Annotated in this window: 27 protein-coding genes and 4 tRNA genes; all 31 read right to left on the minus strand. The window is 55.7% G+C overall.

Features of this window, described 5'->3' with window-relative positions; all coding sequences use genetic code 11:
* Window positions 1-7 precede the first annotated feature (7 nt).
* The 31 genes from rpsQ to birA all read right to left on the minus strand — a co-directional run bounded on the left by rpsQ (window position 8) and on the right by birA (window position 25580).
* Window positions 8-274: a 30S ribosomal protein S17 gene (gene rpsQ, locus J3361_RS20785; RefSeq protein ID WP_003194644.1), complete on the minus strand. Its 267-nt coding sequence runs from the start codon at window positions 272-274 to the stop codon at window positions 8-10.
* Window positions 275-276: 2 nt separating this feature from the next.
* Complete coding sequence (rpmC, locus tag J3361_RS20790; protein WP_002555481.1) at window positions 277-468, minus strand: 50S ribosomal protein L29; 192 nt, start codon at window positions 466-468, stop codon at window positions 277-279.
* On the minus strand, window positions 468-881 hold the full coding sequence (rplP, locus tag J3361_RS20795) for a 50S ribosomal protein L16 (RefSeq protein WP_003186052.1): 414 nt from the start codon (window positions 879-881) through the stop codon (window positions 468-470). Before rplP ends, rpmC begins: the two co-directional genes overlap by 1 nt.
* Window positions 882-893: 12 nt before the next feature.
* Entirely contained in the window at window positions 894-1580 is a 687-nt protein-coding gene (gene rpsC, locus J3361_RS20800) for a 30S ribosomal protein S3 (RefSeq protein ID WP_003176422.1), read from the minus strand.
* 13 nt (window positions 1581-1593) lie between these two features.
* On the minus strand, window positions 1594-1926 hold the full coding sequence (gene rplV / locus J3361_RS20805) for a 50S ribosomal protein L22 (RefSeq protein ID WP_003103908.1): 333 nt from the start codon (window positions 1924-1926) through the stop codon (window positions 1594-1596).
* Between the two features lie 11 nt (window positions 1927-1937).
* Entirely contained in the window at window positions 1938-2213 is a 276-nt protein-coding gene (gene rpsS, locus J3361_RS20810; protein WP_002555486.1) for a 30S ribosomal protein S19, read from the minus strand.
* A gap of 16 nt (window positions 2214-2229) precedes the next feature.
* A complete protein-coding gene (rplB, locus tag J3361_RS20815) occupies window positions 2230-3054 on the minus strand; it encodes a 50S ribosomal protein L2 (protein ID WP_003186055.1) in 825 nt (274 codons plus the stop codon).
* A gap of 14 nt (window positions 3055-3068) precedes the next feature.
* Window positions 3069-3368 carry a 50S ribosomal protein L23 gene (rplW, locus tag J3361_RS20820; RefSeq protein ID WP_002555488.1) on the minus strand — a complete coding sequence of 100 codons (300 nt, stop codon included), beginning with the start codon at window positions 3366-3368 and terminating at the stop codon, window positions 3069-3071.
* A complete protein-coding gene (gene rplD / locus J3361_RS20825; RefSeq protein WP_003186057.1) occupies window positions 3365-3967 on the minus strand; it encodes a 50S ribosomal protein L4 in 603 nt (200 codons plus the stop codon). The genes rplW and rplD overlap by 4 nt, the downstream gene beginning before the upstream one ends.
* A gap of 12 nt (window positions 3968-3979) precedes the next feature.
* A complete protein-coding gene (gene rplC, locus J3361_RS20830; protein ID WP_003186059.1) occupies window positions 3980-4615 on the minus strand; it encodes a 50S ribosomal protein L3 in 636 nt (211 codons plus the stop codon).
* A gap of 80 nt (window positions 4616-4695) precedes the next feature.
* On the minus strand, window positions 4696-5007 hold the full coding sequence (gene rpsJ, locus J3361_RS20835; protein ID WP_003186070.1) for a 30S ribosomal protein S10: 312 nt from the start codon (window positions 5005-5007) through the stop codon (window positions 4696-4698).
* Between the two features lie 156 nt (window positions 5008-5163).
* Complete coding sequence (gene tuf / locus J3361_RS20840) at window positions 5164-6357, minus strand: elongation factor Tu (protein WP_003186103.1); 1194 nt, start codon at window positions 6355-6357, stop codon at window positions 5164-5166.
* Window positions 6358-6388: 31 nt separating this feature from the next.
* Window positions 6389-8494 (minus strand): elongation factor G, encoded by a 2106-nt coding sequence (gene fusA, locus J3361_RS20845; RefSeq protein WP_207966125.1) that lies wholly within the window; start codon window positions 8492-8494, stop codon window positions 6389-6391.
* Between the two features lie 30 nt (window positions 8495-8524).
* Entirely contained in the window at window positions 8525-8995 is a 471-nt protein-coding gene (gene rpsG, locus J3361_RS20850; protein ID WP_003186074.1) for a 30S ribosomal protein S7, read from the minus strand.
* Window positions 8996-9097: 102 nt separating this feature from the next.
* Entirely contained in the window at window positions 9098-9469 is a 372-nt protein-coding gene (rpsL, locus tag J3361_RS20855) for a 30S ribosomal protein S12 (protein ID WP_003186084.1), read from the minus strand.
* 216 nt (window positions 9470-9685) lie between these two features.
* Complete coding sequence (rpoC, locus tag J3361_RS20860) at window positions 9686-13885, minus strand: DNA-directed RNA polymerase subunit beta' (protein WP_047230482.1); 4200 nt, start codon at window positions 13883-13885, stop codon at window positions 9686-9688.
* Window positions 13886-13949: 64 nt separating this feature from the next.
* Window positions 13950-18023 (minus strand): DNA-directed RNA polymerase subunit beta, encoded by a 4074-nt coding sequence (rpoB, locus tag J3361_RS20865; RefSeq protein WP_053125867.1) that lies wholly within the window; start codon window positions 18021-18023, stop codon window positions 13950-13952.
* Between the two features lie 220 nt (window positions 18024-18243).
* Window positions 18244-18609: a 50S ribosomal protein L7/L12 gene (gene rplL, locus J3361_RS20870; protein ID WP_020799830.1), complete on the minus strand. Its 366-nt coding sequence runs from the start codon at window positions 18607-18609 to the stop codon at window positions 18244-18246.
* Between the two features lie 78 nt (window positions 18610-18687).
* Window positions 18688-19188, minus strand: a complete 501-nt coding sequence (rplJ, locus tag J3361_RS20875; protein ID WP_003206099.1) for a 50S ribosomal protein L10 — start codon at window positions 19186-19188, stop codon at window positions 18688-18690.
* Between the two features lie 198 nt (window positions 19189-19386).
* Window positions 19387-20082, minus strand: a complete 696-nt coding sequence (rplA, locus tag J3361_RS20880) for a 50S ribosomal protein L1 (protein ID WP_003186095.1) — start codon at window positions 20080-20082, stop codon at window positions 19387-19389.
* The gene (gene rplK, locus J3361_RS20885; protein ID WP_003176435.1) at window positions 20082-20513 is read right to left on the minus strand and encodes a 50S ribosomal protein L11; all 432 of its coding nucleotides are present in this window, start codon (window positions 20511-20513) and stop codon (window positions 20082-20084) included. The genes rplA and rplK overlap by 1 nt, the downstream gene beginning before the upstream one ends.
* Window positions 20514-20630: 117 nt before the next feature.
* Window positions 20631-21164 (minus strand): transcription termination/antitermination protein NusG, encoded by a 534-nt coding sequence (gene nusG / locus J3361_RS20890; RefSeq protein WP_003186097.1) that lies wholly within the window; start codon window positions 21162-21164, stop codon window positions 20631-20633.
* A gap of 9 nt (window positions 21165-21173) precedes the next feature.
* Window positions 21174-21542 carry a preprotein translocase subunit SecE gene (gene secE, locus J3361_RS20895; RefSeq protein WP_024776457.1) on the minus strand — a complete coding sequence of 123 codons (369 nt, stop codon included), beginning with the start codon at window positions 21540-21542 and terminating at the stop codon, window positions 21174-21176.
* A 45-nt stretch (window positions 21543-21587) separates the two neighbouring features.
* Window positions 21588-21663: transfer RNA gene (locus J3361_RS20900), tRNA-Trp, on the minus strand.
* Window positions 21664-21716: 53 nt separating this feature from the next.
* Entirely contained in the window at window positions 21717-22910 is a 1194-nt protein-coding gene (tuf, locus tag J3361_RS20905; protein WP_003186103.1) for an elongation factor Tu, read from the minus strand.
* Window positions 22911-22994: 84 nt separating this feature from the next.
* A tRNA-Thr gene (locus tag J3361_RS20910) sits at window positions 22995-23070 on the minus strand.
* Between the two features lie 26 nt (window positions 23071-23096).
* Window positions 23097-23170, minus strand: a tRNA-Gly gene (locus J3361_RS20915).
* 24 nt (window positions 23171-23194) lie between these two features.
* A tRNA-Tyr gene (locus J3361_RS20920) sits at window positions 23195-23279 on the minus strand.
* A gap of 142 nt (window positions 23280-23421) precedes the next feature.
* Window positions 23422-23877, minus strand: a complete 456-nt coding sequence (locus J3361_RS20925) for a hypothetical protein (RefSeq protein WP_207966126.1) — start codon at window positions 23875-23877, stop codon at window positions 23422-23424.
* A 7-nt stretch (window positions 23878-23884) separates the two neighbouring features.
* The gene (locus tag J3361_RS20930; RefSeq protein ID WP_207966127.1) at window positions 23885-24634 is read right to left on the minus strand and encodes a pantothenate kinase; all 750 of its coding nucleotides are present in this window, start codon (window positions 24632-24634) and stop codon (window positions 23885-23887) included.
* On the minus strand, window positions 24624-25580 hold the full coding sequence (gene birA, locus J3361_RS20935; RefSeq protein ID WP_207966128.1) for a bifunctional biotin--[acetyl-CoA-carboxylase] ligase/biotin operon repressor BirA: 957 nt from the start codon (window positions 25578-25580) through the stop codon (window positions 24624-24626). Before birA ends, J3361_RS20930 begins: the two co-directional genes overlap by 11 nt.
* Window positions 25581-25786 lie beyond the last annotated feature (206 nt).

The following is a 25786-nucleotide window of genomic DNA, read 5'->3' on the forward strand; positions in this document are numbered from 1 at the left end:
CTAGCCCTTAGACTTCCACAGCGCGTTCGAGAACATCAACCAGCGCCCAAGACTTGGTCTTGGCCATCGGACGAGTTTCACGAATAGTGACTTTGTCGCCGATGTGGCACTGATTGGTTTCGTCGTGCGCGTGCAGCTTAGTCGAACGCTTAACGTATTTACCGTAGATCGGGTGCTTAACGCGACGCTCGATCAGAACGGTGATGGTTTTGTCCATCTTGTCGCTGACAACACGGCCAGTCAGCGTACGGACAGTTTTTTCGGCTTCAGCCATGATTACTTACCTGCCTGCTGGTTGAGCACAGTTTTCACGCGAGCGATGTCACGCTTAACTTGCGAGAGCAGATGAGACTGCCCCAACTGGCCAGTTGCTTTCTGCATACGCAGATTGAACTGGTCGCGCAGCAGGCCGAGCAGTTGCTCGTTCAGCTGCTGTGCTGATTTTTCACGAAGTTCATTCGCTTTCATCACATCACCGTCCGTTTAACAAAGGAGGTGGCGAGCGGCAGCTTTGCAGCAGCCAGGGCGAAAGCCTCACGCGCCAGCTCTTCAGAAACACCCTCGATTTCATACAGGACTTTGCCTGGCTGAATCTGGGCAACCCAGTACTCCACGTTACCCTTACCTTTACCCATCCGAACTTCGAGTGGCTTCTTGGTGACAGGCTTGTCCGGGAATACACGGATCCAGATCTTGCCGCCACGTTTTACGTGACGGGTCAGAGCACGACGCGCTGACTCGATCTGACGAGCGGTGAGACGACCACGAGCAACAGACTTCAGCGCGAACTCGCCGAAGCTGACTTTGCTACCGCGCAATGCCAGGCCACGGTTGTGGCCGGTCATCTGCTTGCGGAACTTCGTACGCTTTGGTTGCAACATTTGGCGTACCCCTTACTTAGCAGCTTTTTTACGAGGCGCTGGTGCTTGTGGTTTCAGTTCTTCTTGGCGACCACCAATTACTTCGCCTTTGAAGATCCAAACCTTTACACCGATCACACCGTAAGTGGTGTGAGCTTCGTAGTTGGCATAGTCGATGTCGGCACGCAGGGTGTGCAGTGGCACACGACCTTCGCGATACCATTCAGTACGTGCAATTTCAGCACCGCCGAGACGACCGCTCACTTGGATTTTGATGCCTTTGGCACCAATGCGCATTGCGTTCTGTACAGCGCGCTTCATAGCGCGACGGAACATGACGCGACGCTCCAGCTGCTGAGCTACGCTCTGCGCAACCAGCATACCGTCGAGCTCCGGCTTGCGGATCTCTTCGATATTGATGTGCACAGGCACACCCATTTGCTTGGTCAGGTCCTGACGCAGTTTCTCAACATCTTCACCTTTCTTCCCGATAACGATACCTGGACGAGCGGTGTGGATGGTGATACGTGCAGTTTGCGCCGGACGATGGATATCGATACGGCTTACGGACGCGCTTTTTAGTTTGTCTTGGAGATACTCACGCACCTTCAGATCAGCGAACAAGTAGTCCGCATAAGTCCGACCGTCTGCGTACCAGACGGAGGTGTGCTCCTTGACGATTCCCAGGCGAATGCCAATGGGATGTACTTTCTGACCCATCTCTTCGACTCCGTTACTTGTCAGCAACCTTGACAGTGATATGGCAAGACCGCTTGACGATGCGATCAGCACGGCCTTTGGCACGTGGCATGATGCGCTTCAGCGAACGCCCTTCGTTGACGAAAACGGTGCTGACCTTCAGGTCATCAACGTCTGCGCCTTCGTTATGCTCGGCGTTGGCTACGGCCGACTCCAGCACTTTCTTCATGATCTCGGCGGCTTTCTTACTGCTGAAAGCCAACAGGTTGAGCGCTTCGCCCACCTTCTTCCCGCGGATCTGGTCGGCGACCAAGCGGGCTTTCTGGGCGGAGATTCGAGCGCCCGACAACTTAGCGGCTACTTCCATTTCCTAACCCCTTAACGCTTGGCTTTCTTGTCTGCCACGTGCCCACGATAAGTGCGGGTACCGGCGAACTCGCCCAGTTTGTGGCCGACCATGTCTTCGTTAACGAGAACTGGGACGTGTTGACGACCGTTGTGTACTGCGATGGTCAGACCGACCATTTGTGGCAGGATCATCGAACGACGCGACCAGGTCTTAACTGGTTTGCGATCGTTCTTTTCCGCCGCCACTTCGATCTTCTTCAGTAGGTGAAGATCAATAAAAGGACCTTTTTTCAGAGAACGTGGCACTGTCGTATCCCTCTATTTACTTGCGACGACGGACGATCATTTTGTCGGTACGCTTATTACCACGAGTCTTCGCGCCCTTAGTCGGGAAGCCCCATGGCGATACCGGATGACGACCACCAGAGGTACGACCTTCACCACCACCATGTGGGTGGTCAACCGGGTTCATGGCAACACCACGAACGGTTGGGCGAACGCCACGCCAGCGCTTGGCACCAGCTTTACCCAACGAACGCAGGCTGTGCTCGGAGTTCGAGACTTCACCCAGGGTCGCACGGCATTCAGCCAGTACTTTACGCATCTCACCAGAACGCAGACGCAGGGTCACGTAGACACCTTCACGAGCGATCAGCTGAGCCGAAGCACCAGCGGAACGAGCGATCTGCGCGCCCTTACCTGGCTTCAATTCGATGCCGTGTACGGTGCTACCAACTGGAATGTTACGCAGTTGCAGAGCGTTGCCCGGCTTGATCGGTGCCAGGGCACCTGCGATCAGCTGGTCGCCAGCGCTCACGCCTTTAGGGGCGATGATGTAGCGACGCTCGCCATCTGCGTACAGCAGCAGAGCGATGTGAGCAGTACGGTTTGGATCGTATTCGATACGCTCGACGGTGGCAGCGATGCCATCCTTGTCGTTGCGACGGAAGTCGACCAGACGATAATGCTGCTTATGACCACCACCGATGTGACGAGTGGTAATACGGCCATTGTTGTTACGACCACCAGACTTCGATTTTTTCTCGAGCAGCGGTGCGTGAGGAGCGCCTTTATGCAGCTCCTGGTTGACCACCTTGACCACAAAACGGCGGCCAGGGGAAGTCGGTTTGCATTTAACGATTGCCATGATGCACCCCTTCCTTACTCAGCACTGCTGCTGAAATCGAGATCTTGGCCTGGCTGAAGGGAGATAACTGCCTTCTTCCAGTCATTACGCTTGCCCAGACCGCGAGCAGTGCGCTTGCTTTTACCCAGTACGTTCAGGGTAGTCACGCGCTCTACTTTCACGCTGAACAGGCTTTCGACGGCCTTCTTGATTTCCAGCTTGGTTGCGTCGGTCGCAACCTTGAAAACGAACTGGCCTTTCTTGTCTGCCAGAACCGTAGCCTTCTCGGAAACGTGCGGGCCAAGCAGAACTTTAAATACGCGTTCCTGGTTCATCCCAGCAGCTCCTCGAATTTCTTCACGGCCGACACGGTGATCAACACCTTGTCGTATGCGATCAGACTGACCGGATCGGAACCCTGCACGTCACGAACGTCGACGTGTGGCAGGTTGCGAGCAGCCAGGTACAGGTTCTGATCAACAGCGTCAGACACGATCAGGACGTCAGTCAGGCCCATGCCATTCAGCTTGTTCAGCAGATCTTTGGTTTTCGGTGCTTCAACAGCGAAGTCCTGAACCACGACCAGACGATCAGTACGCACCAGCTCAGCAAGGATGGAACGCATTGCTGCGCGGTACATCTTCTTGTTCAGCTTCTGGGAGTGATCCTGAGGACGAGCTGCGAAAGTGGTACCGCCGCCACGCCAGATTGGGCTACGGATAGTACCGGCACGAGCACGGCCAGTACCTTTCTGACGCCATGGGCGCTTACCGCCACCGGAAACGTCGGAACGGGTCTTTTGCTGCTTGCTACCTTGACGGCCGCCGGCCATGTAGGCCACGACTGCTTGGTGAACCAGCGTCTCGTTGAATTCGCCGCCAAATGTCAGTTCGGAAACTTCGATCGCTTGAGCGTCATTTACATTTAATTGCATGTCAGCTTCCCCTTAACCGCGAGCCTTGGCTGCTGGACGTACAACCAAGTTGCCGCCAGTAGCGCCAGGAACAGCGCCCTTGACCAACAACAGATTGCGTTCAGCGTCCACGCGCACTACTTCGAGGGACTGCACGGTCACGCGCTCAGCGCCCATATGACCGGACATTTTTTTGCCCTTGAATACACGACCAGGAGTCTGGCACTGGCCGATAGAGCCTGGAACGCGGTGGGATACGGAGTTACCGTGGGTGTTATCTTGCCCGCGGAAGTTCCAACGCTTGATCGTACCCTGGAAGCCTTTACCCTTGGACTGACCGGTTACATCAACCAGTTGACCAGCGGCGAAGATTTCAGCGTTGATCAGATCGCCGGCCTGGTACTCGCCTTCTTCAAGACGGAATTCCATTACGGTACGACCAGCGGCTACGTTCGCCTTGGCGAAGTGGCCAGCCTGAGCTGCTGTTACACGCGAAGCACGACGCTCGCCGACAGTGACTTGCACTGCACGATAGCCATCGGTCTCTTCAGTTTTGAACTGGGTGACGCGATTCGGCTCGATCTCAATGACCGTGACCGGAATGGAGACACCTTCTTCGGTGAAAATACGGGTCATACCGCATTTACGACCGACTACACCAATAGTCATGTTGTAAACCTCATGAGTGTACGGGGCTTTCACCCGCTATGGCCGCCCATTTCAGAGCGTTACACGACTAAGACCGAGTCTTAGCCGAGGCTGATCTGCACTTCCACACCGGCCGCAAGATCGAGCTTCATAAGTGCATCAACGGTTTTATCCGTTGGCTGGACGATGTCCAGAACGCGCTTATGAGTACGGATCTCGTACTGGTCACGCGCGTCTTTGTTGACGTGCGGGGAGACCAGAACGGTGAACCGCTCTTTACGGGTAGGCAGTGGAATTGGACCACGCACTTGAGCACCAGTACGTTTCGCGGTTTCCACGATTTCCTGGGTGGATTGGTCGATCAGGCGATGGTCAAAAGCCTTCAACCTGATACGGATTTGCTGATTTTGCATTGGATTTCAGACTCCGGCTGCTATTCCCACCGAGCGCAATACGCCCGTTAAAAGGAGGCGCAATTCTATAGACGCCCCTGATAGGTGTCAACTCAATAAAAAAGCCCCCGCTAAGCGGAGGCTTTTTCAACTCATCAAGCTGACTCTAAAAGAGACTTACTCGATGACTTTGGCTACGACGCCAGCGCCGACGGTACGACCGCCTTCACGGATAGCGAAACGCAGACCGTCTTCCATCGCGATGGTCTTGATCAGGGTAACAGTCATCTGAATGTTGTCACCTGGCATTACCATTTCAACGCCTTCTGGCAGCTCGCAGTTACCAGTCACGTCAGTTGTACGGAAGTAGAACTGTGGACGGTAGCCTTTGAAGAACGGCGTATGACGGCCGCCTTCTTCCTTACTCAGAACATAGACTTCTGCGGTGAACTTGGTGTGCGGCTTGACGGTGCCTGGCTTGACCAGAACCTGGCCACGCTCAACGTCGTCACGCTTGGTGCCGCGCAGCAGTACACCGCAGTTCTCGCCAGCACGACCTTCGTCGAGCAGCTTGCGGAACATTTCAACGCCGGTGCAGGTAGTTTTCTGAGTGTCGCGCAGACCGACGATCTCAACTTCTTCCTGGATACGGACGATGCCACGCTCAACACGACCAGTCACAACAGTACCGCGGCCGGAGATCGAGAATACGTCTTCGATTGGCATCAGGAACGGCTTGTCGATAGCACGCTCTGGCTCTGGGATGTAGCTGTCCAGAGTTTCCACCAGCTTCTTGACAGCAGTGGTGCCCATTTCGTTGTCGTCTTGGCCGTTCAGAGCCATCAGAGCCGAACCGATGATGATTGGAGTGTCATCACCTGGGAAGTCGTAAGTGCTCAGCAGGTCGCGCACTTCCATCTCAACCAGTTCCAACAGCTCAGCGTCGTCGACCATGTCAGCCTTGTTCAGGAAGACAACGATGTACGGAACACCTACCTGACGGGACAGCAGGATGTGCTCACGGGTTTGTGGCATCGGACCATCAGCGGCCGAGCAAACCAGGATCGCGCCGTCCATCTGGGCAGCACCGGTGATCATGTTTTTTACGTAGTCGGCGTGACCTGGGCAGTCAACGTGTGCGTAGTGACGCACGGCCGAATCGTATTCAACGTGAGCGGTGTTGATGGTGATACCGCGAGCTTTCTCTTCCGGGGCGCTGTCGATCTTGTCGAAGTCAACCTTGGCCGAACCGAAAACTTCGGAGCAGACGCGGGTCAGAGCAGCGGTCAGAGTAGTTTTACCGTGGTCAACGTGGCCGATGGTGCCAACGTTGACGTGCGGTTTGTTCCGTTCAAATTTTTCTTTAGCCACGACAATTAACTCCTAGCTTAAAGGGGCTGGATCAGCCTTGCTTTTTGGTAACAGTCTCGACGATATGCGACGGAGCTGTATTGTATTTTTTGAATTCCATAGAGTAGCTTGCGCGACCCTGAGACATGGAGCGAACGTCGGTTGCGTAACCGAACATCTCACCCAACGGAACCTCGGCACGGATAACTTTGCCGGAAACCGTATCTTCCATACCCAGAATCATGCCACGACGACGGTTAAGGTCGCCCATGACATCACCCATGTAGTCTTCAGGCGTAACGACTTCTACCGCCATGATAGGTTCAAGCAACTCACCACCGCCCTTCTGGGCCAGTTGCTTGGTAGCCATGGAAGCAGCCACCTTGAACGCCATCTCGTTGGAGTCGACGTCGTGGTAAGAACCGTCGAACACGGTCGCCTTCAGGCCGATCAGCGGATAGCCGGCAACAACGCCGTTCTTCATCTGCTCTTCGATACCCTTCTGGATCGCCGGGATGTATTCCTTAGGAACCACACCACCTACGACTTCGTTCACGAATTGCAGACCTTCCTGACCTTCGTCAGCCGGTGCAAAACGAATCCAGCAGTGACCGAACTGGCCACGACCGCCGGACTGGCGAACGAACTTGCCTTCGATTTCACAGTTCTTCGTGATGCGCTCACGATAGGAAACCTGAGGCTTACCGATGTTGGCTTCGACGTTGAACTCACGGCGCATCCGGTCAACCAGGATGTCCAGGTGCAACTCGCCCATGCCGGAGATGATCGTTTGACCAGTCTCTTCATCAGTCTTGACGCGGAAAGACGGGTCTTCCTGAGCAAGCTTGCCCAGAGCGATACCCATTTTTTCCTGGTCGTCCTTGGTCTTAGGCTCAACGGCAACCGAAATAACCGGCTCCGGGAAGTCCATGCGAACCAGGATGATTGGCTTGTCAGCGTTGCACAAAGTCTCACCCGTGGTGACGTCCTTCATGCCGATCAAGGCCGCGATGTCACCAGCGCGCACTTCCTTGATTTCTTCGCGGGCGTTTGCGTGCATCTGCACCATACGACCCACACGCTCTTTCTTGCCTTTTACCGAGTTGATCACGCCGTCGCCGGAGGCCAACACGCCCGAGTAAACCCGGACAAAGGTCAAGGTACCCACGAATGGGTCGGTAGCGATCTTGAATGCCAAAGCCGCGAACGGCTCGTCGTCACTTGCGTGACGCTCCATTTCCTCTTCCTCGTTATCCGGGTTGGAACCCTTGATAGCAGGAATGTCGGTTGGAGCAGGCAGGAAGTCGATAACGGCGTCGAGAACCAGGGGAACACCCTTGTTCTTGAAGGAGGAGCCGCAAACAGCCAGGACGATCTCACCAGCGATAGTACGCTGACGCAGAGCAGCCTTGATTTCCTCGTTGGAGAGTTCTTCGCCCTCGAGGTACTTGTTCATCAACTCTTCATTGGCTTCGGCCGCAGCCTCAACCATGTTGCTGCGCCATTGCTCAGCTTCTTCCAACAGCTCGGCAGGAATTTCCTTACGAACAGGGACCATGCCCTTGTCGGAATCGTTCCAGTAGACCGCTTGCATGTTGATCAGGTCGATCTGGCCCTGGAAATTGTCTTCCGAACCGATAGCGAGCTGGATAGGCACCGGAGTGTGACCCAGACGCTGCTTGATCTGACCGATCACGCGCAGGAAGTTGGCACCAGCACGGTCCATCTTGTTTACGTAAACAAGACGTGGAACGCCGTATTTGTTGGCCTGACGCCATACGGTTTCCGACTGAGGCTCAACACCCGAGGTACCGCAGAACACAACGACCGCGCCATCGAGTACACGCAGGGAACGCTCAACTTCAATGGTGAAGTCTACGTGGCCTGGGGTATCGATAACGTTGAAGCGATGCTCGTGTGCGTACTGCTTCTCGGAACCCTTCCAGAAGGCGGTAATGGCAGCAGAAGTAATGGTAATACCACGCTCCTGCTCCTGCACCATCCAGTCGGTGGTCGCGGCGCCATCATGCACCTCGCCCATCTTGTGACTTTTGCCGGTGTAAAAAAGGACGCGCTCGGTGGTGGTGGTTTTACCAGCATCCACGTGAGCAACGATACCGATGTTACGGTAGCGGTTAATCGGTGTAGTACGAGCCATAAAGCCCTCGCAAATTGAGTGACGCTAAAATTAGAAGCGGTAGTGCGAGAAAGCCTTGTTGGCTTCAGCCATGCGGTGCACGTCTTCACGCTTCTTAACTGCAGCACCTTTACCTTCAGCAGCGTCCAACAGTTCGCCAGCCAAACGCAGAGCCATGGACTTCTCACCGCGCTTGCGGGCGAAGTCTACCAACCAGCGCATTGCCAGGGCGTTACGACGGGACGGACGAACTTCGACCGGAACCTGGTAAGTAGCACCGCCTACACGGCGCGACTTCACTTCGACCAGCGGAGCGATGGCGTCGAGAGCTTTCTCGAAGATTTCCAGGGGATCGCTGTTCTTGCGTTCCTTAACTTTGTCCAGTGCGCCATAAACGATACGCTCGGCAACGGCTTTCTTGCCGCTTTCCATTACGTGGTTCATGAACTTGGCGAGAATCTGGCTTCCGTATTTCGGATCGTCCAGAATCTCACGTTTGGCTGCTACGCGACGTCTTGGCATTGATAAGCCCTCAAACGGTCTTCAGGTTAGCCCGGGACAGCAGATGCGTGCCCGACCTTACTCTTATCGACTCAATAAAATTAAAATCTGCAAAACGGCCGATTATTTCGGACGCTTGGTACCGTACTTCGAACGACCTTGGTTACGACCTTTAACGCCGGAGGTATCCAAAGAGCCGCGAACGGTGTGGTAACGAACACCTGGCAAGTCTTTTACACGACCGCCGCGGATCAGGACCACGCTGTGCTCTTGCAGGTTGTGGCCTTCACCGCCGATGTACGAGGAAACCTCGAAACCGTTGGTCAGGCGCACACGGCATACTTTACGCAATGCCGAGTTAGGTTTTTTCGGCGTGGTGGTATACACACGGGTGCATACGCCACGACGTTGCGGGCAGTTCTGCAGCGCAGGCACGTCGGATTTCTCGACGATACGCTTACGCGGCTGACGTACCAGCTGGTTGATAGTTGCCATCTACTAGCTCCACTGTTGTCTTGCGACGCTATTGTCTTACAAGAAAAGCAAAATGGCAGGAACGAATTCCCGCCAAATTTAGGGGATCAAGAGTCTAAAGAGGATCTTGCCCCCAGTCAAGGCAAGGCCCCGACCTCCCCGCCCGCCGGATCTCGACAATTTGTCTCGATCCGCCGAACGGAGTGACCAGGGCCAGGCACTCAATTACCGCAGAACTCAGTTACCGCTCGAGTTCAGTGCTTCGGTCAGTGCAGCTTCCACTTCACTGGCGCTTACGCGCAACGGCTTGTCTGCATCACGGCGACGCTTGCGCTCGCTGTGGTAGGCCAAGCCGGTACCAGCCGGGATCAGACGACCCACGACCACGTTTTCTTTCAGGCCGCGCAGGTAATCGCGCTTGCCGGTTACCGCCGCTTCGGTCAGTACGCGGGTGGTTTCCTGGAAGGAAGCCGCCGAGATGAACGATTCGGTGGACAACGACGCCTTGGTGATACCCAGCAGCACGCGAGTGAACTTGGAGACGAACTTGTCTTCGGTCGCCAGGCGCTCGTTTTCCACCAGTACGTGAGTCAGTTCCATCTGGTCGCCCTTGATGAAACTGGAATCGCCGGATTCAGCGATCTCAACTTTACGCAGCATCTGACGCAGGATGGTCTCGATGTGCTTGTCGTTGATCTTCACGCCTTGCAGACGGTAAACGTCCTGGATCTCGTTCACGATGTACTTGGCCAGCGCACTCACACCCAGCAGACGCAGGATGTCGTGTGGATCGCTCGGGCCGTCCGAGATAACTTCGCCGCGGTTTACCTGTTCGCCTTCGAAGACGTTCAGGTGACGCCACTTCGGAATCAGCTCTTCGTACGGATCGCTACCGTCGTTCGGAGTAATGACCAGACGGCGCTTGCCCTTGGTCTCTTTACCGAACGCGATGGTGCCGCTGACTTCAGCCAGAATCGAGGCTTCTTTCGGACGACGAGCTTCGAACAAGTCGGCAACACGCGGCAGACCACCGGTGATGTCGCGGGTTTTCGAAGTTTCCTGCGGGATACGAGCGATTACGTCACCGATCGCGATCCGCGCACCGTCCGCAACACCGACCAAGGCGTTGGCTGGCAGGAAGTACTGAGCGATTACGTCAGTGCCTGGCAGCAACAGATCCTTGCCGTTGTCGTCGACCATCTTCACGGCCGGACGGATGTCCTTGCCGGCAGCTGGACGATCTTTCGCGTCAAGTACTTCAATGTTGGTCATACCGGTCAATTCGTCAGTCTGACGCTTGATCGTGATGCCTTCTTCCATGCCCACGTAGGTCACGGTACCTTTCATCTCGGTGACGATTGGGTGAGTGTGCGGATCCCACTTGGCCACGATGGCACCAGCGTCGACCTTATCGCCTTCCTTCACCGAAATCACAGCACCGTACGGCAGCTTGTAACGCTCGCGCTCACGACCGAAGTCGTCAGCGATGGCCAGCTCACCGGAACGGGATACAGCCACCAGGTGACCATCCACTCGCTCAACGTGCTTCAGGTTGTGCAGACGGACGGTACCGCCATTCTTCACCTGAACGCTGTCGGCTGCGGAGGTCCGGCTTGCCGCACCACCGATGTGGAACGTACGCATCGTCAGCTGGGTACCCGGCTCACCGATGGACTGGGCAGCGATAACGCCGACCGCTTCACCGATGTTCACCTGGTGACCACGAGCCAGGTCGCGACCGTAGCACTTGGCGCAGATGCCGTAGCGGGTTTCGCAGCTGATCGGCGAACGTACGATCACTTCGTCGATACTGTTGAGTTCGATGAACTCGACCCACTTCTCGTCAACCAGGGTGCCGGCAGGAACGATGACGTCCTCGGTACCCGGCTTGAATACGTCACGGGCAATGACACGACCCAATACACGCTCACCCAACGGCTCTACAACGTCACCGCCTTCAATGTGCGGCGTCATGACCAAGCCATGCTCGGTGCCACAATCGATCTCGGTCACGACCAGATCCTGGGCAACGTCTACCAGACGACGAGTCAGGTAACCGGAGTTCGCCGTTTTCAACGCGGTATCCGCAAGACCCTTACGAGCACCGTGAGTGGAGATGAAGTACTGAAGTACGCTCAAGCCTTCACGGAAGTTCGCGGTAATCGGGGTCTCGATGATGGAACCGTCCGGCTTGGCCATCAGGCCACGCATACCGGCGAGCTGACGGATCTGCGCAGCAGAACCCCGTGCGCCCGAGTCGGCCATCATGTACATCGAGTTGAAGGATTCCTGGTCGACTTCGTTGCCATGACGGTCGATGACTTTCTCTTTCGAGAGGTTGGCCATCATCGCCTTGGAGACTTCGTCGTTCGCCTTGGACCAGAGGTCGATCACCTTGTTGTACTTCTCGCCCTGGGTTACCAGGCCGGAGGCGTACTGACTTTCGATCTCTTTCACTTCTTCGGTGGCAGCACCGATGATGCGGGCTTTTTCATCCGGGATAACGAAGTCGTTAACACCGATGGAAACACCGGAAATGGTCGAATAGGCAAAACCGGTGTACATCAACTGGTCAGCGAAGATCACGGTCTCTTTCAGACCCACCACGCGATAGCACTGGTTGATCAGCTTGGAGATCGCCTTTTTCTTCATCGGCAGGTTGACGACGTCGAAGGACAAGCCTTTTGGCACAACCTGGAACAACAGCGCACGGCCGACGGTGGTGTCGACGATACGAGTGTTGGTCACGCTGCCGCCGTCACGATCGTTCACGGTTTCGTTGATCCGCACCTTGACCTTGGCGTGCAGTGCGGCTTCGCCGGCACGGAACACACGGTCAACTTCTTGCAGATCCGCGAACACACGACCTTCGCCCTTGGCGTTGATCGCTTCACGCGTCATGTAGTACAGACCCAATACAACGTCCTGCGACGGAACGATGATTGGCTCACCGTTGGCTGGCGACAGGATGTTGTTGGTCGACATCATCAACGCGCGCGCTTCCAGCTGGGCTTCCAGCGTCAGCGGCACGTGCACGGCCATTTGGTCGCCGTCGAAGTCGGCGTTGTACGCAGCACAGACCAGCGGGTGCAGCTGGATAGCCTTACCTTCGATCAGTACCGGTTCAAACGCCTGGATACCCAGACGGTGAAGGGTCGGCGCACGGTTGAGCAGAACCGGGTGTTCGCGAATCACTTCGGCGAGAACGTCCCAGACCTCTGGCAGTTCGCGCTCGACCATCTTCTTGGCGGCCTTGATGGTAGTCGCCAGACCACGCATTTCCAGCTTGCCGAAAATGAACGGCTTGAACAGCTCCAGAGCCATTTTCTTAGGCAGACCGCACTGGTGCAGACGCAGGGTCGGGCCTACGGTAATTACCGAACGACCGGAGTAGTCAACACGCTTACCGAGCAAGTTCTGACGGAAACGACCCTGCTTACCCTTGATCATGTCAGCCAGGGATTTCAGAGGACGCTTGTTGGAACCGGTGATAGCGCGGCCACGACGACCGTTGTCGAGCAGTGCGTCGACCGCTTCCTGCAACATACGCTTTTCGTTGCGCACGATGATGTCCGGAGCGGACAGATCGAGCAGGCGCTTCAAGCGGTTGTTACGGTTGATCACTCGACGATACAGATCGTTGAGGTCGGAAGTCGCGAAACGACCGCCATCGAGCGGAACCAGTGGACGCAGGTCTGGCGGCAGAACCGGCAGAACGGTCAGCACCATCCACTCTGGCAGGTTGCCGGAACCCTGGAAGGCTTCCATCAACTTCAGACGCTTGGACAGCTTCTTGATCTTGGTTTCGGAGTTGGTTTGCGGAATTTCTTCGCGCAGACGGCCAATCTCGTGTTCCAGGTCGATAGCGTGCAGCAGCTCGCGGACAGCTTCGGCACCCATGCGGGCATCGAAATCGTCGCCGAACTCTTCCAGCGCTTCGAAGTACTGCTCGTCGTTGAGCAACTGACCTTTTTCAAGGGTGGTCATGCCTGGATCGATAACGACGTAGCTCTCGAAGTAGAGAACGCGCTCGATATCACGCAGGGTCATGTCCATCAGCAAGCCGATACGGGACGGCAGCGATTTCAAGAACCAGATGTGGGCAACTGGCGAGGCCAGTTCGATGTGCGCCATGCGCTCACGACGAACTTTTGCCAGCGCGACTTCAACACCGCACTTCTCGCAGATCACACCACGATGCTTCAAGCGCTTGTACTTACCGCACAGGCACTCGTAATCCTTGACCGGGCCAAAGATCTTGGCGCAGAACAGGCCGTCACGTTCAGGTTTGAACGTACGGTAGTTGATGGTTTCCGGCTTTTTAACTTCACCGAACGACCACGAACGGATCATCTCAGGCGAGGCCAATCCAATACGGATGGCGTCGAACTCTTCGACTTGACCCTGGTTTTTCAGCAAATTCAGTAGGTCTTTCAAGGCCTTTCCTCCTGGCGGAGCAGAGAGCGGGCAAAACAGCCCCGCTCTCGATTCGCGTCACGTGTTATTCGGTTTCCAGATCGATATCGATGCCGAGGGAACGAATTTCCTTGATCAACACGTTGAAAGACTCGGGCATGCCCGGCTCCATACGGTGATCGCCGTCCACGATGTTTTTGTACATCTTGGTCCGGCCGTTCACATCGTCCGACTTCACTGTGAGCATTTCTTGCAGAGTGTATGCAGCACCGTACGCTTCCAGTGCCCAGACCTCCATCTCCCCGAAACGCTGACCACCGAACTGCGCCTTACCACCCAGCGGCTGCTGGGTAACCAGGCTGTAAGAACCGGTAGAACGAGCGTGCATCTTGTCGTCTACCAAGTGGTTCAGCTTCAGCATGTACATGTAGCCAACGGTGACCGGGCGCTCGAACTTGTTGCCAGTACGGCCGTCGAACAGCTGCATCTGGCCGCTTTCCGGCAGGTCTGCCAGTTTCAGCATGGCCTTGATTTCGCTTTCCTTGGCACCGTCGAACACCGGAGTAGCCATTGGAACGCCGCCGCGCAGGTTCTTCGCCAGATCCAGGATTTCCTGGTCGGAGAAGGTGTCCAGCTCTTCGTTGCGACCGCCGATCTCGTTGTAGATCTCGTGCAGGAACTTACGCAGGTCAGCGACCTTGCGCTGCTCTTCGATCATACGGTTGATCTTCTCGCCCAAGCCCTTGGCCGCGAGGCCCAGGTGGGTTTCAAGGATCTGACCAACGTTCATACGCGAAGGTACGCCCAACGGGTTGAGGACCACATCGACCGGGGTGCCATTGGCATCGTGCGGCATGTCTTCAACCGGCATGATCACGGAGACCACACCTTTGTTACCGTGACGACCGGCCATCTTGTCGCCCGGCTGGATGCGGCGACGGATTGCCAGGTAAACCTTGACGATTTTCAGCACGCCTGGAGCCAGGTCATCGCCCTGCTGCAGTTTGCGCTTCTTGTCTTCGAACTTGTCGTCCAGCAGACGGCGGCGATCAACGATATAGGCCTGGGCCTTCTCGAGCTGCTCGTTCAGAGCATCTTCAGCCATGCGCAGCTTGAACCACTGGCCATGCTCAAGACCGTCGAGAACTTCGTCGGTGATTTCCTGACCTTTCTTCAGGCCGGCGCCGCCTTCGGCTTTGTGGCCGACCAAAGCGGAGCGCAGACGTTCGAAAGTCGCGCCTTCGACGATACGGAACTCTTCGTTCAGGTCCTTGCGGATCTCGTCGAGCTGGGTCTTCTCGATGGACAGTGCACGAGCATCACGCTCAACACCGTCACGGGTGAAGACTTGTACGTCGATGACGGTACCCTTGGTGCCGGTAGGCACGCGCAGGGAGGTGTCTTTAACGTCGCTGGCTTTTTCACCGAAGATGGCACGCAGCAGTTTTTCTTCCGGAGTCAGCTGGGTCTCGCCTTTCGGAGTGACCTTACCCACCAGGATGTCGCCTGCGCCTACTTCAGCACCTACGTAAACGATACCGGCTTCGTCCAGCTTGTTCAGAGCAGCTTCACCCACGTTCGGGATGTCCGCAGTGATTTCCTCTGGGCCAAGCTTGGTGTCACGGGCCACACAGGTCAGTTCCTGAATGTGGATCGTGGTGAAGCGGTCTTCCTGAACCACACGCTCGGACAGGCAGATGGAGTCTTCGAAGTTGAAGCCGTTCCATGCCATGAACGCGATGCGCATGTTCTGGCCCAGCGCCAGTTCACCCATATCGGTGGACGGACCGTCGGCCATGATGTCGCTGCGCTGAACCCGATCACCCTTGCTCACCAGCGGACGCTGGTTGATGCAGGTGTTCTGGTTGGAGCGGGTGTATTTGGTCAGGTTGTAGATGTCGACACCGGCTTCGCCAGTTTCAACTTCATCATCGGCAACACGAACCACGATACGGCTGGCGTCGACGGAGTCGATCACGCCGCCACGACGAGCCACGACGCAAACGCCGGAGTCACGGGCAACGTTACGCTCCATGCCGGTACCTACCAGCGGCTTGTCGGCACGCAGGGTGGGTACAGCTTGACGCTGCATGTTCGAACCCATCAACGCACGGTTGGCGTCGTCGTGCTCGAGGAACGGGATCAGCGACGCTGCAACCGAAACTACCTGCTTCGGCGATACGTCCATCAAGGTGACGTCTTCCGGCGCCTTGACGGTGAACTCGTTCAAGTGACGAACAGCTACCAGCTCGTCGATCAGGACTTTCTTGTCGTTCATCGTGGCCGAAGCCTGAGCGATCACGTGATCTGCTTCTTCGATGGCGGACAGGAACACGATCTCGTCGGTCACCAGGGCGTCTTTCACCACACGATACGGGCTCTCGAGGAAGCCGTACTGGTTGGTGCGCGCATAGGCAGCCAGGGAGTTGATCAGACCGATGTTCGGACCTTCCGGCGTTTCGATCGGGCAGACACGACCGTAGTGCGTCGGGTGTACGTCACGAACTTCGAAGCCTGCACGCTCACGGGTCAGACCGCCCGGGCCGAGTGCGGAGACACGACGCTTGTGGGTGATCTCGGACAGCGGGTTGTTCTGGTCCATGAACTGGGACAACTGGCTCGAACCGAAGAACTCCTTCACCGCCGCAGCCACAGGCTTGGCGTTGATCAGGTCTTGCGGCATCAGGCCTTCGCTTTCAGCCATCGACAGACGTTCCTTGACCGCACGCTCTACGCGCACCAGGCCAACACGGAACTGGTTCTCGGCCATCTCGCCTACGCAGCGAACACGACGGTTACCCAGGTGGTCGATGTCATCGACGATGCCCTTGCCGTTACGGATGTCGACCAGGGTCTTGAGGACCGCAACGATATCGTCCTTGTTCAGTACACCCGAACCTTCGATCTCGGTACGACCGATACGACGGTTGAACTTCATCCGGCCGACCGCAGACAGGTCATAACGCTCAGGGCTGAAGAACAGGTTGTTGAACAGGGTCTCGGCGGCATCCTTGGTTGGCGGCTCGCCAGGACGCATCATGCGATAGATCTCGACCAGGGCTTCCAGTTGGTTGCCAGTGGAGTCGATCTTCAGCGTGTCGGAGATGAACGGACCGCAGTCGATGTCGTTGGTGTACAGCGTCTCGATGCGAACGACCTGGGCCTTGGCGATCTTTGCCAGGATCTCGGTGTTCAGCTCGGTGTTGCACTCCGCCAGAATTTCGCCGGTGGCCGGATGCACGATGACCTTGGCCGTGGTGCGACCCAGGACGTAGTCCAGAGGCACCTGCAGCTCTTTGATCCCGGCTTTTTCCAGCTGGTTGATGTGGCGAGCGGTAATACGACGACCCTGCTCGACAATAACCTTGCCTTTGTCATCCTGGATATCGAGGACAGCGATTTCACCGCGCAGGCGCTGAGGCACCAGTTCCAGGCTGAGGTTTTCACCTTGTACGTGGAAGACGTTGGTGGTGTAGAACGCGTCCAGCACTTCTTCGGTGGTATAGCCGAGCGCGCGCAGCAGTACCGATGCAGGCAGCTTGCGACGACGGTCGATACGCACGAACACGCAGTCTTTCGGGTCGAACTCGAAGTCCAACCACGAACCGCGGTAAGGAATGATGCGCGCGGAGTAAAGCAGTTTGCCGGAGCTGTGCGTCTTGCCACGGTCGTGGTCGAAGAACACGCCCGGAGAACGGTGCAGCTGGGAAACGATTACACGCTCGGTACCGTTGATTACGAAGGTACCGTTCTCAGTCATCAGGGGGATTTCACCCATGTAGACTTCTTGCTCTTTGATGTCCTTGATCGCTTTGTTCGACGATTCTTTGTCGAAAATGATCAGGCGCACTTTTACCCGCAAAGGTACGGCGTAAGTCACACCGCGCAATACGCATTCTTTGACATCAAATGCCGGTTCGCCCAGGCGATAACCGACGTACTCCAGCGCAGCATTGCCGGAGTAGCTGATGATCGGGAAAACGGATTTGAAGGCCGCATGCAGGCCCACGTCGCGGAACTGATCTTTAGTCGCTCCCGCTTGCAAGAATTCACGATACGAATCCAGCTGGATGGCCAGGAGGTACGGCACATCCATGACGTCCGGCAACTTGCTAAAGTCCTTGCGGATACGTTTTTTCTCAGTATATGAGTAAGCCATCAGCGTTCCCCAGCTTGGTCACCTGCTTGTTTGGCCCCTCCCGACGGGAGCAGCCAGAAAATCGTGCAAACCCCATGGTTTGCGCCACCACATCGGGTGGTTACAGCTCGCGATCAGCACCGACCCAGTCGGCTGCCAATAACGGAAAAAGGCCGGTGGCAAGAGCCACCAGCCATCAGCCTGTCGCTTAACGCTCGGGCTGGAGACGCAAAGTCGTTGCTTACTTCAGCTCGACTTTAGCGCCTGCTTCTTCCAGAGTTGCTTTGGCTTTGTCAGCTGCGTCTTTGGCAACAGCTTCCAGAACCATGGCAGGAGCGCCGTCAACTACAGCCTTGGCTTCTTTCAGGCCCAGACCGGTCAGTTCACGTACTGCCTTGATCACGTTTACTTTCTTCTCGCCAGCTTCGGTCAGCATGACGTTGAATTCGGTTTGCTCTTCAGCAACGGCAGCAGCAACAGCTGGACCAGCGGAAGCAGCAGCAGCGGTAACACCGAATTTTTCTTCGAAAGCTTTGATCAGCTCAACAACTTCCATTACGGACATGTTGCCAACGGCTTCGAGGATATCGTTTTGAGAGATAGACATGACTCTAAATTCCTGGATTGGGGGACGGCCTACGCGACCATCGAAATAAACAAAAAACGCGAAAAGGAGTGTCGAGCCTTAGGCTGCGGCAGCTTCTTTCTGGTCGCGCAGTGCCGCCAGAGTACGAGCCAATTTGCTGGTTGCGCCTTGAATCACGCTCATCAGCTGGGAAATTGCTTCGTCACGGGTCGGCAGAGTTGCCAGTACGTCGATCTGGTTAGCTGCGAGGAACTTGCCCTCGAACGCAGCTGCCTTAATCTCGAACTTGTCCTGACCTTTGGCGAATTCCTTGAACAAACGGGCAGCAGCGCCAGGATGTTGGGTGGAGAACGCGATCAAGGTCGGGCCGGTGAACACGTCGTTGAGGACACTGTATTCAGTGTCAGCAACAGCGCGCTTGAGCAGGGTGTTACGTACAACACGTACGTAAACGCCAGCTTCACGAGCCTCTTTACGGAGTCCGGTCATAGCGCCTACTGTTACGCCACGGGCATCAGCCACGACAGCGGACAGAGCAGCTTTGGCAGCCTCGTTGACTTCAGCGACGATGGCCTTCTTGTCTTCGAGTTTAATTGCCACGGGTTTAACTCCTGCTTGTTACCGTTTCATTCGATCGAAACCGAATGTCGTTTTGGTGTCTGATTCGGTAAGGAACCGGGAGCACCATCTGCGTAGGCTTGTGGTTTAAGACTTGCGCCGCCTACGGTCTTGGACAGCCCCCGCCAGGCAGGGACCCCAATTTTGTGGTTGGCACGATTGCTCGTGCCAACCTGAGTCTTACGCGTCGAGCGAGCTCTGATCGATGACCAGACCTGGGCCCATAGTGGTGCTCAGGGTAACGCGCTTGACGTAGATGCCTTTCGAAGAAGCTGGCTTGATACGCTTCAGATCAGCGATCAGGGCTTCAACGTTTTCCTTCAGCTTGACGGCGTCGAAGCCGATCTTGCCAACGGAAGTGTGGATGATGCCGTTTTTGTCGGTGCGATAACGAACCTGACCAGCCTTGGCGTTTTTAACCGCGGTGGCTACGTCTGGCGTTACGGTGCCGACTTTAGGGTTAGGCATCAGGCCACGTGGACCGAGGATCTGACCCAACTGACCTACAACACGCATGGCATCCGGGGATGCGATCACTACGTCATAGTTCAGGTCGCCGCCCTTCATTTCAGCAGCCAGGTCGTCCATGCCTACGCGATCAGCGCCAGCGGCCAGAGCAGCTTCAGCTGCTGGGCCCTGGGTGAACACGGCAACACGAACGGTCTTGCCAGTGCCGTGTGGCAGCACGGTAGCGCTACGAACGACCTGGTCGGATTTACGTGGGTCAACGCCCAGGTTTACAGCAACGTCGAACGACTCGCTGAACTTGACAGTCGACAGCTCAGCCAGCAGAGCGGCGGCGTCTACAAAGTTGTAGGCCTTGCCTGCTTCGATTTTGCCGGCGATAGCCTTTTGACGCTTGGTCAGCTTAGCCATTACACACCCTCCACGTTAAGGCCCATGCTACGAGCAGAACCGGCGATAGTACGCACGGCTGCATCCATATCAGCTGCAGTCAGATCCGCGTTTTTGGTTTTCGCGATTTCTTCCAGCTGAGCACGGGTAACGGTGCCAACCTTAACGGTGTTTGGACGAGCGGAACCGCTAGTCAAACCTGCAGCCTTCTTCAGCAGAACCGAAGCCGGGGTGCTTTTTGTTTCGAAAGTGAAGCTACGGTCGCTGTAGACAGTGATGATCACTGGAGTCGGCAGACCTGGCTCAAGACCCTGAGTACGGGCGTTGAAGGCCTTGCAGAACTCCATGATGTTCACGCCGTGCTGACCCAGGGCAGGACCAACAGGTGGGCTTGGGTTAGCCTGAGCGGCCTTCACTTGCAGCTTGATGTAAGCGGTAATTTTCTTGGCCATGAGGCACTCCAATTACGGGTTCGAACGCCTCGAAAGGCTCCCCGGTTACTTGCGCGTTTATCCCAGTGACGACAAAACCCCACAGCCTTCGGCTGCGGGGTTGGGATGCCTGCTCAATCAGACCTTTTCGACCTGACTGAACTCTAGCTCTACCGGAGTAGAACGACCGAAAATGAGCACTGCCACTTGGATCCGGCTCTTTTCGTAGTTAACTTCTTCAACCGTGCCATTGAAATCAGCGAATGGACCGTCGGTGACACGCACAACCTCACCAGGCTCAAACAAAGTCTTCGGCTTCGGCTTGTCGCTACCATCAGCGACACGACGCAGAATCGCTTCTGCCTCTTTATCCGTGATCGGCGCAGGCTTGTCGGCGGTACCGCCAATGAAGCCCATCACCCGAGGGGTATCCTTGACCAAGTGCCAAGTCCCTTCGTTCATATCCATCTGTACCAGCACGTAGCCCGGAAAGAACTTACGTTCACTTTTGCGCTTCTGGCCATTGCGCATCTCAACCACTTCTTCAGTGGGGACCAGAATCTCGCCAAAGCCATCTTCCATGCCAGCCAGCTTTACGCGCTCTACCAGCGAGCGCATAACATGCTTCTCGTAACCCGAGTAAGCATGCACAACGTACCAACGCTTAGCCACGGGACACCCTTAGCCAACAATCAAGGAAACAAGCCAGCCGAGTAGGGAATCAAGCCCCCACAACAGCAACGCCATTACCAGAACAACAGCCACAACAATCAACGTGGTCTGCGTGGTTTCTTGGCGAGTCGGCCATACGACTTTACGAATCTCGGTGCGAGCTTCCTTAGCGAGTACAAAGAAAGACTTGCCCTTGGCTGTCTGCAGGCCTACAAAGGCAGCAACAGCAGCAATGGCGAGCAATGCAAGTACACGGTACAGGATCGGCGAAGCAGAAAAATACTGATTGCCAACAACGCCAACAACCACCAAAGCGACTACCACTAGCCACTTGAGCAGATCGAAGCGAGAGCCTTGAGCTTCAGCTTTAGGAGTCATCTATGAAGATCCTGTGAAAAGAAAGCCAGACACACCGAGTGAATCTGGCAGGTCAGGAGGGAATCGAACCCCCAACCTACGGTTTTGGAGACCGTCGCTCTGCCAATTGAGCTACTGACCTAAAACAAAATCAGGCCGACCATTATGCCGGCCCGAAAAAGACATTACAACTGTTTACTCGATGACTTTGGCTACGACGCCAGCGCCGACGGTACGACCGCCTTCACGGATAGCGAAACGCAGACCGTCTTCCATCGCGATGGTCTTGATCAGGGTAACAGTCATCTGAATGTTGTCACCTGGCATTACCATTTCAACGCCTTCTGGCAGCTCGCAGTTACCAGTCACGTCAGTTGTACGGAAGTAGAACTGTGGACGGTAGCCTTTGAAGAACGGCGTATGACGGCCGCCTTCTTCCTTACTCAGAACATAGACTTCTGCGGTGAACTTGGTGTGCGGCTTGACGGTGCCTGGCTTGACCAGAACCTGGCCACGCTCAACGTCGTCACGCTTGGTGCCGCGCAGCAGTACACCGCAGTTCTCGCCAGCACGACCTTCGTCGAGCAGCTTGCGGAACATTTCAACGCCGGTGCAGGTAGTTTTCTGAGTGTCGCGCAGACCGACGATCTCAACTTCTTCCTGGATACGGACGATGCCACGCTCAACACGACCAGTCACAACAGTACCGCGGCCGGAGATCGAGAATACGTCTTCGATTGGCATCAGGAACGGCTTGTCGATAGCACGCTCTGGCTCTGGGATGTAGCTGTCCAGAGTTTCCACCAGCTTCTTGACAGCAGTGGTGCCCATTTCGTTGTCGTCTTGGCCGTTCAGAGCCATCAGAGCCGAACCGATGATGATTGGAGTGTCATCACCTGGGAAGTCGTAAGTGCTCAGCAGGTCGCGCACTTCCATCTCAACCAGTTCCAACAGCTCAGCGTCGTCGACCATGTCAGCCTTGTTCAGGAAGACAACGATGTACGGAACACCTACCTGACGGGACAGCAGGATGTGCTCACGGGTTTGTGGCATCGGACCATCAGCGGCCGAGCAAACCAGGATCGCGCCGTCCATCTGGGCAGCACCGGTGATCATGTTTTTTACGTAGTCGGCGTGACCTGGGCAGTCAACGTGTGCGTAGTGACGCACGGCCGAATCGTATTCAACGTGAGCGGTGTTGATGGTGATACCGCGAGCTTTCTCTTCCGGGGCGCTGTCGATCTTGTCGAAGTCAACCTTGGCCGAACCGAAAACTTCGGAGCAGACGCGGGTCAGAGCAGCGGTCAGCGTGGTTTTACCGTGGTCAACGTGACCGATGGTACCGACGTTGACGTGCGGCTTATTACGTTCGAACTTTTCCTTAGCCATCGAAATCACCCCTAGGAGAAGAATTTAGCGAGTCACACAAGCCATTAAAACAAAGGCAGATATTTTCATATCTGCCTTGTCATATGGAGCTCTTGAGCGGATTTGAACCGCTGACCTCACCCTTACCAAGGGTGTGCTCTACCAACTGAGCTACAAGAGCGAAACACTTTGCACAACCTGCAAACTTGGAGCGGGTAGCGGGAATCGAACCCGCATCATCAGCTTGGAAGGCTGAGGTTCTACCACTAAACTATACCCGCGGAGCTTGCAGCTCACGCTAAAAATGGTGGAGGGGGAAGGATTCGAACCTTCGAAGTCGTAGACGTCAGATTTACAGTCTGATCCCTTTGGCCGCTCGGGAACCCCTCCTAAGCGAGCCGGCATTCTATATCATGCCAGCCTTCTGTCAAGCATTTTCTCATTAAAAACCTGAGGTTAGCTGCGTTGACGTCGCTTCGTACCGCTTACCTTTAAAGGTCTTCGCTGCGAAGCGGGCGCCATTCTATGCAAACTACCCTGCGGGTGCAACCCCCTCGCACGGCATTATTTTATGTTTTAACTCATTGAATTCTTTAGAAAGGTTTTGAAGCAGCGCTTCATTCACCTTTCCCGCGCTTTCTTGGGCAACCTGAACCCAGAATCCTCCCCCCTCAGGGGCATTCTGTGAGTTCGAAGCCACGAAACGCCCCAGGACACTCGAAGCAGCCAAACGCTGCTCCAACTGCCTGGCCAGCTCTGGACGGGAAAAACCACCCAAGTAGACACAGGTTTTTAACACCTCACCGGACTTGGCTGAATCACGCCTGACAAGAGCATCCGCCGTTTCGCTCAAGAGATGAATATCCTGTTGCGAACCGCGATACAAACTCAGCGGCGTGACATCCTTGGCGCGAAGCGGAGCCTCTTGCTGGTGCCAGATGTAATAGAAGACATTCAAAACCAGCAATAACAGAAACAGCCACCGCATAGAGACCTCAAGACAAAGGACAGGCCATCGCCAGGCCAACAAAAACCAGGTCAGGCACCACCCTGGCATCTGGAACCACCCCGGAAACCAGATTGGCATCTCCTCCAGTAAGGAACACCATGAAATCTTCTCCCCAATATTGCCGCGCCAACTCTAGCTGAGTCAGGACGAACCCCCTGAGCATCAGCATGCAACCGCGCTCGACCGCTTCGACAGTCGTACGACCTGGAGCGAGGCTCTCATGAGCTCGCTCGGCCGCCATATCGTCATAGCGAATTCTTCGTGTGTGGGTCCGCAATTGATTGCGCATCAGCGGCATGCCAGGACAAATGAATCCGCCGAGATGTTCGCCATCCGCCGCCACGAAATCAGCCGTAACGGCGGTACCAAAATCAAGGACCAAGCACGCCCCAGAAGCGAGATGAAAACCGCCGAGCAGGGCAAGCCATCGATCGAGACCCAACCGTTCGTAATCCTCGTAGCCGTTTCTCACACCTGCCATTTCCCGGGCGGGCACAGCACGAACCACCGACACCCCGAACATATCAACCAGCGAAGCGACCAATGAGTCAGTCTCTGCCATGGTCCTTACGCTAACAAGACGACACTTCTTGAGCTCGAACTTCCCTCCGTCTTTCAAGCTCGCCAGCAGATCGTCGTCAGAGCTGACCACCCCCCCCTCGACCGGCGTTACCCCGTCGAGGCGAAGAACACGCCATTTGATAAAGCTGTTGCCGCAGTCAAGCTCAAGAATCATCACGCAACCTCAAACTGAGCTCACCACCGCTAAAGTTCTTTTCCACGCCATCTACCTTCAAACGCAGCGCACCCTGGTGATCAATGCCCAGCACAATGCCGTCAACTTTGTTAACACCAGCAATCAGAGATACAGCTCGGCCCTGCCAAAGATGGTATTGCTCCCATTCCGACTGGATCGCAGAAAACCCCGACGCATGATGAAGCTCCAGATACTGCTGTAGCTTCGCACCCAATCGCGCCACCAGCTCATTTCGATCGAAATCCCTGCCCGTCTCAAGGCACATGGACGTCCACTGCTGGTCGACCTCATCAGTCGCCTGCATGTTCACATTAATCCCTACACCCAGGACGACATGGCAAACGTCTGCAGGATCGCCCACCAGTTCAAGCAGAATGCCGGCAATCTTTTTCTCACCCACCAGGACATCATTGGGCCATTTCAGCCCTGCCCCTGCGATGCCCATCTCGCGCAAGACATGCATTACAGCCAGCCCGACAACCAGGCTCAGACCTTCAATTTGACGCATGCCGCCGTCGATGCGTAAGACCAAGCTGTGATAGAGGTTTTCAGCGAAGGGACTGACCCACTTACGACCACGACGACCGCGCCCCGCTATTTGTCGCTCGGCCAAGATCAAGAACGGTGCAGCCCCGCCACGCTCAATGAAACGCAGCGCCTCGGCGTTAGTGGAATCGATAGAGTCAAATATATGGACAGGCCACTCATGAAGGCCTGCTTCACAGATTTCTGCCGCATCCAAAAGCAACAGGGGCTTAGCCAACTGATACCCCCTACCTCGAACTTTATGCACAGACAATCCTAAATCCGCCTCCAAGTGCTGCAGCTGCTTCCATACAGCACTGCGACTGATACCCAGCGCAACACCCAGCGCCTGCCCCGAATGAAAGCGGCCATCCTTCAGAAGTTTTAGCAACGTGAGCATGCGGACTGCGCCCTGATAATGAGGCCCGCATGATAGCCATGCGCAAGACGGTTGCATAGAAACACGAAATGACTTTCCCGCGGGCAAAACAAAACCCCTACCTGCATCAGCAGATAGGGGTTTCGGAATTTAATCTTGACGATGACCTACTCTCACATGGGGAAACCCCACACTACCATCGGCGATGCATCGTTTCACTGCTGAGT

The sequence above is a fragment of the Pseudomonas sp. OA65 genome (genome assembly GCF_017498305.1).
GTDB lineage: Bacteria > Pseudomonadota > Gammaproteobacteria > Pseudomonadales > Pseudomonadaceae > Aquipseudomonas > Aquipseudomonas zanjanensis.

What these genes read in the sequence shown, in the direction of transcription:
- rpsQ (WP_003194644.1), bottom strand. Translation starts at nt 274, where the DNA reads ATGGCTGAAGCCGAAAAAACTGTCCGTACGCTGACTGGCCGTGTTGTC.
- rpmC (WP_002555481.1), bottom strand. Translation starts at nt 468, where the DNA reads ATGAAAGCGAATGAACTTCGTGAAAAATCAGCACAGCAGCTGAACGAG.
- rplP (WP_003186052.1), bottom strand. Translation starts at nt 881, where the DNA reads ATGTTGCAACCAAAGCGTACGAAGTTCCGCAAGCAGATGACCGGCCAC.
- rpsC (WP_003176422.1), bottom strand. Translation starts at nt 1,580, where the DNA reads ATGGGTCAGAAAGTACATCCCATTGGCATTCGCCTGGGAATCGTCAAG.
- rplV (WP_003103908.1), bottom strand. Translation starts at nt 1,926, where the DNA reads ATGGAAGTAGCCGCTAAGTTGTCGGGCGCTCGAATCTCCGCCCAGAAA.
- rplB (WP_003186055.1), bottom strand. Translation starts at nt 3,054, where the DNA reads ATGGCAATCGTTAAATGCAAACCGACTTCCCCTGGCCGCCGTTTTGTG.
- rplW (WP_002555488.1), bottom strand. Translation starts at nt 3,368, where the DNA reads ATGAACCAGGAACGCGTATTTAAAGTTCTGCTTGGCCCGCACGTTTCC.
- rplD (WP_003186057.1), bottom strand. Translation starts at nt 3,967, where the DNA reads ATGCAATTAAATGTAAATGACGCTCAAGCGATCGAAGTTTCCGAACTG.
- rplC (WP_003186059.1), bottom strand. Translation starts at nt 4,615, where the DNA reads ATGACTATTGGTGTAGTCGGTCGTAAATGCGGTATGACCCGTATTTTC.
- rpsJ (WP_003186070.1), bottom strand. Translation starts at nt 5,007, where the DNA reads ATGCAAAATCAGCAAATCCGTATCAGGTTGAAGGCTTTTGACCATCGC.
- fusA (WP_207966125.1), bottom strand. Translation starts at nt 8,494, where the DNA reads ATGGCTCGTACTACACCGATTAACCGCTACCGTAACATCGGTATCGTT.
- rpsG (WP_003186074.1), bottom strand. Translation starts at nt 8,995, where the DNA reads ATGCCAAGACGTCGCGTAGCAGCCAAACGTGAGATTCTGGACGATCCG.
- rpsL (WP_003186084.1), bottom strand. Translation starts at nt 9,469, where the DNA reads ATGGCAACTATCAACCAGCTGGTACGTCAGCCGCGTAAGCGTATCGTC.
- rpoB (WP_053125867.1), bottom strand. Translation starts at nt 18,023, where the DNA reads ATGGCTTACTCATATACTGAGAAAAAACGTATCCGCAAGGACTTTAGC.
- rplL (WP_020799830.1), bottom strand. Translation starts at nt 18,609, where the DNA reads ATGTCTATCTCTCAAAACGATATCCTCGAAGCCGTTGGCAACATGTCC.
- rplA (WP_003186095.1), bottom strand. Translation starts at nt 20,082, where the DNA reads ATGGCTAAGCTGACCAAGCGTCAAAAGGCTATCGCCGGCAAAATCGAA.
- rplK (WP_003176435.1), bottom strand. Translation starts at nt 20,513, where the DNA reads ATGGCCAAGAAAATTACCGCTTACATCAAGCTGCAAGTGAAGGCCGCT.
- secE (WP_024776457.1), bottom strand. Translation starts at nt 21,542, where the DNA reads ATGACTCCTAAAGCTGAAGCTCAAGGCTCTCGCTTCGATCTGCTCAAG.
- tuf (WP_003186103.1), bottom strand. Translation starts at nt 22,910, where the DNA reads ATGGCTAAGGAAAAGTTCGAACGTAATAAGCCGCACGTCAACGTCGGT.
- J3361_RS20925 (WP_207966126.1), bottom strand. Translation starts at nt 23,877, where the DNA reads ATGCGGTGGCTGTTTCTGTTATTGCTGGTTTTGAATGTCTTCTATTAC.
- J3361_RS20930 (WP_207966127.1), bottom strand. Translation starts at nt 24,634, where the DNA reads ATGATTCTTGAGCTTGACTGCGGCAACAGCTTTATCAAATGGCGTGTT.
- birA (WP_207966128.1), bottom strand. Translation starts at nt 25,580, where the DNA reads ATGCTCACGTTGCTAAAACTTCTGAAGGATGGCCGCTTTCATTCGGGG.